The organism is Calditrichota bacterium, assembly GCA_014359355.1.
In the GTDB taxonomy this organism is placed as follows: domain Bacteria; phylum Zhuqueibacterota; class Zhuqueibacteria; order JANLFK01; family Oleimicrobiaceae; genus Oleimicrobium.
On record JACIZP010000368.1, the window covers coordinates 1 to 4,462 of the forward strand.

The 4,462-nt window shown below is 60.4% G+C and carries 5 protein-coding genes and 1 tRNA gene; 5 read left to right on the plus strand and 1 reads right to left on the minus strand.

The window, feature by feature from the left end; all coding sequences use genetic code 11:
- Positions 1-824 precede the first annotated feature (824 nt).
- From H5U38_15340 to H5U38_15355, 4 genes are all read left to right on the plus strand, one after another.
- The gene (locus H5U38_15340) at positions 825-977 is read left to right on the plus strand and encodes a hypothetical protein (GenBank protein MBC7188399.1); all 153 of its coding nucleotides are present in this window, start codon (positions 825-827) and stop codon (positions 975-977) included.
- Between the two features lie 54 nt (positions 978-1,031).
- A complete protein-coding gene (locus tag H5U38_15345; GenBank protein MBC7188400.1) occupies positions 1,032-1,805 on the plus strand; it encodes a hypothetical protein in 774 nt (257 codons plus the stop codon).
- 49 nt (positions 1,806-1,854) lie between these two features.
- On the plus strand, positions 1,855-3,060 hold the full coding sequence (locus H5U38_15350; protein MBC7188401.1) for a hypothetical protein: 1,206 nt from the start codon (positions 1,855-1,857) through the stop codon (positions 3,058-3,060).
- A 90-nt stretch (positions 3,061-3,150) separates the two neighbouring features.
- Positions 3,151-3,223, plus strand: a tRNA-Ala gene (locus H5U38_15355).
- Between the two features lie 68 nt (positions 3,224-3,291).
- On the opposite strand, the gene H5U38_15360 is transcribed toward H5U38_15355, so the two are convergent.
- A complete protein-coding gene (locus H5U38_15360; GenBank protein ID MBC7188402.1) occupies positions 3,292-3,522 on the minus strand; it encodes a hypothetical protein in 231 nt (76 codons plus the stop codon).
- A gap of 461 nt (positions 3,523-3,983) precedes the next feature.
- Between H5U38_15360 and H5U38_15365 the strand changes: the two genes are divergently transcribed.
- Positions 3,984-4,462: AMP-binding protein (locus tag H5U38_15365; GenBank protein MBC7188403.1), on the plus strand; the 479-nt coding region annotated here is incomplete at its 3' end.

A 4,462-nucleotide genomic window follows, 5' to 3' on the forward strand; every position in this document is an offset into this window, starting at 1 on the left:
CAGAGGATAGCCCGTGAAGAACCCTCGGAGCAAGGATTTCGGCCAGAGAGGCAGCTGGGACGGCCCGAGTCTCCTCGTCTCTGGGAACGCACCGCTCCCCAGGCGGCGCCGCGCAGCGATGAGGCCGTTCGGTCTCGCCGTCGTGTGCCACATGAGCAAGAAGGCCAGGCGCTGTGGAACCGCAGTCCTCAGAGCCAGCAGCGGCCCGCGGAACGCCAGCTTTTTCCGCCAGCGGAGCGAGAGCGGCACCGCGCGCCAAGAGACGAAGATCAGGTTCGCGTCCGTGCCTCTTCGCCGACTCCTGTACACGGCCAAACTCAGGAGGCGCGCCCAGCTCCCAGAGAGAAGTCGCAAACGAGCGGGGCGTACGCTGCTCCGGTTCCCTCCCTGCGCAAGCCACCTGGCGCGAGCAATGGGAGCAATGGCACCTCCCGATTGGCGCCAAGAGGGCGACCTTCGCGCTCTTAGGGTGCACCAGGCACAGGAGGTCCCGCGACCTCGCGGTAATCGTCCCTCTTGAGAAACGACCGTATGCGCCCGCCTCTGCCTCGTGCAAAGGCGGGCGTTTTGTGAATGGCGGGAGCTGGCGTGGAGCCATGAGGGGCCTAATCCAAATCCACGGGCCGGCCCGGCTGCACTAACAGTCGCCCGTTGCCTCTGTGTTGGCCGCGTCTCCCGAGTGGTTCCGGCCTTGCTGCCGGGCCGCCGCGACGTTGGTGAGCCCCCCAGACGATCCCCTCCGAGGTTCACAAAAGGGTTGCATTTTGTGTGAAGTTTTCTATATTTTCTCGGTCATAGAGTGTACAACTTTGGTGAGGTTCGTTATGTCCCACGTGAAGAGAATGCTTCAGTTGTTTGCCGTCGGGATCTGCTTGTTCCTCGGGGCAAGCGCCCTTGAGGTCAGGGCAGCCGAGAAGGTGGAACTGACCATCTTCTACTCGTCGGACATCTGCGGCTACCTTGAGCCGTGCGGCTGAGGTGAAGGCCGCGCTGGCGGGCTGGCTCGGAGAGCAAGCTACATCAAGCAACAAATGAAAGGGGCCCAGTGGCTTATTGTCGATGCGGGTGGGTTCAACGCAGGGGCCGGTACGCTCAACAGGTTCAAGGCGGAATCCATCCTCGAGGGCCTCACCAAGATGGGGTACCACGCCATCAACGCCGCCCAGCGGGACTTTGCACATGGCGCACTCCCCCTGGTCGAACAGAGCAAGAAAAACGGCGTGCCCCTGATCTCAGCCAATGCATATGGCGAAAAGGGCAAGAGGCTGCTTCCTGCCTACCGCATTGTGCACCTTCCCTCTGCGGGGAGCAGCCGGGAGCTTTCGATAGGCGTGATCGGCGTTAGCCCTCCTTACGAGCTCACCTGGCAACCGCCCCCAGGCACCGAAAAAGCCCGCTTTGCAGACCCAGTGCCTGAGGTGCAGAGTGCAGTAGCTGTTCTTCGGAAACAGTGCGATGTCATTGTGCTTCTCACTTTCATGACTTGGGCCGAGGCACATGAGCTGGCCGAGAAGGTGCAAGGCGTTCACGTGGTGGTAGTAGGCAACTCAGGCTACCAGAACCAGGAGGCATCGCTGGAGAATGGCGTGCTCTTCCTGCCGGGTGGGCGACAGGGAAAGCTGGCGCGCGTGGCGACCGTGCAGATCGACGAGAAAGGAGTCAGTTCGTTTACCGCCAAAGAGAAGCCTTTGGATGACTCTTTCCCTGACGATCCTGACATGGTGGCAGTGTTGAAAGAGCACGAGAAGCGGCTGGAAGAGTGGCGCGCCTCTTTGATGCAGAGTCCAGGCGTACGTCCCAAATGATGGGGGACGAAAGTGCGCTGCGATGGGTTAGGAAGGGCAACGACGTCGGATGACCGAGCGACTTTACTGGCTTGATGCATACTTGCGGGAGTTTGAGGCCCAAGCCGTGGAGGTGAGGCCTGCTGAGCACGGCTGTGCGGTCATACTGGACAGGACTGCCTTCTACCCCACGTCAGGCGGACAGATGCATGACACCGGGCAATTGGCCGGCTGCCCAGTGGATGATGTGGCAGAAGAGGATGGGATGGTCATCCACAAGGTCCACGGGCACGTTGCTGAAGGAACGACTGTGCACTGCAGCGTAGACTGGGACCGTCGCTTTGACTTTATGCAGCAGCACACTGCTTTCCACGTCCTTGCCCAGGCATTTCTGCGCGTGACCGGGGCGCAGACGCTTTCCTCCCATCTGGGCGAGGAGGCTTCTACCCTGGAACTGGCGCTCGCCGAGATCGGGCAAGAAGCCCTTGCGGCCGTGGAGGAGCTTGCCAATCGTGTGCTCTGGGAGAATCGCCCTGTGCGCAGCTTCTTCGTGGAAGCCGACGAAGCGGCGCAGCTCCCCCTGCGCAAGAGGCCTGCAATCAATGGCCCCATTCGCCTGGTCGAAATTGCCGATTTTGACCTTGACCCCTGCAGTGGGACGCACGTGGCCGCAACTGGGGAAGTGGGCCTGGTGAAGATTGTGGGGAGGGAGAAGCTCCGGGGCCATCTGAGGTTTCGCTTCGTGGCCGGAAGGCGTGCTCTGCGCGACTATACGCGGAAGGCTGCGACTTTAGAGGCATTGGCAGGCGAGCTAACGACTGGCGAAGGGGAGGTGCTATCGTCGGTGCGCAAGTTGCGTGAGGAACTGCAGAGCACAACGCGGCAGCTGCGCGCAAGTCAGGAACGCCTTTTGGTTGCCCTCCGGGAAAGGCTTCTCTCAGGCCCCTCGGAGTCAATACTTCGAGTCGTCGAGGAGCTCGAAGGCCTCGACTGGGCGCTGGTGCGTAAACTCGCCTTCCAGCTCCTGGACGGCGGCATCCCCACCGTCGTCTTGGCGCAGTCGAGCCCGGTCGTGCACGTGGCGGTGGGCACCAGGCTCCACGGCCCCGACCTGCGGACATTGGTCCCGGAACTTTGCACTCGTCTCGGCGCCAAAGGAGGCGGGCGTCCCAATTTTGTGGAGGTAGCAGGAGGGCAGCGAGAGCACCTGGGCGCCACGCTGGCCTGGCTCGATCAGGCGGTCGAACGGCTGGCGAGGAAGGCAGTGGGAAGTTAGCCTATGAATGTGGTACGCGAGGTGGTCACTCCGCGACAAAAATTCTGCTTGATTTTGTCGGCGGGAATGCTTACTTTTTCGACGCGTTAAGGGGCTGTAGCTCAGCTGGGAGAGCGCTTGTCTGGCAGACAAGAGGTCGACGGTTCAAATCCGTTCAGCTCCACTGTAAGCAAGCAAAAAGGGCCTTGACGAAGGCCCTTTTTTGTTCACCGCGAGTGGAGAGTCCCCACATCATAACTCGCGCATCGTCCACGCTCCCGCCGGCTCCTGACTCGCGGCTACAGTCTGGCGGCGAAATGTGCCTACGGTGATATAGCTGTACAGGTTTCGGCCGCAATTGTTGGGACATTGAAACTCGTTGAAGATTTGCTCACAATCCTCAGAGCTCGAAACAGTGAAATGCCTGACGTACCCGCATGCTTCGCAGGTGATGATCAACTGCTTCACTTCGATGTCGGTCATAGGTCTCTCCACGTCTTTTTCCGCTGCTGTACTGGCCACCGCCAGCGTGCAAGGTGGGTGCCAGCGTCGTGGGCGCGTAAGTGGCGTTCCCATCGTCCCTGGAGCTGGCGAACTACGGTTCAATTGTCTCATTGCCGAGACAACGTCTCACGTGAGCTACAGATGGAGGCCCTTGTGTGCTGAAACTTGTGGTGATTCTTCTCTTGTGTGTCCTGGTCGCTTGGTTGACCAAGCGAGCCAAGAAGAGCCAGCAGCAGGTGCGAAATATCCGTGCCCGTCACCTCTCGCGCTGGCGAGAGCGGCACCCACCAAGTTGAATGGTGCCCGAAGGCGGCGCCAGTGGTGAAGGACAAGAGCGTTTTTCGCTTGCACCGTCCAGGACGATTTGTTACATTTGACACGCTCAAGCATACCGGTCCCTTCTGAGCAGGTAGTGGCAATTCGTTCATTCGAGGAGTACCATGGATCGACCGTGGCTCGCCTCCTACGACCAGCCAGTCAGTCGGACGCTTGATGTCCCCAGCGTACCGATCACCCATTTGCTGTCTTCTGCTGTTGCCGAACAGCCGCAGGGCACAGCGATCCACTTTTTTGGTCGGGCCATCACCTATGGCGAACTCGGGAGCCTGGTTGACCGTTTCGCAAACGCCCTGCACCGGTTGGGCGTGCAGCGAGGGGAGCGAGTGGCCATCGCACTCCCCAACGTCCCGCAATACGTCATTGCCCATTGGGCAATCATGCGACTGGGAGCCCTGGTGGTCCCCACCAATCCTCTGTACACCGAGCGAGAACTCGGCCATCAGCTGCACGACAGCGGTGCGGAGACGGTGGTAATCCTTGACCTGTTGCTGCCCCGTCTGGAGCGAATCCGCCAGCATCTTCCCATCAAGCATGTCATCGTGGCCTCGATTGATGATTTTTTGCCGCCGCTGCCAAGACT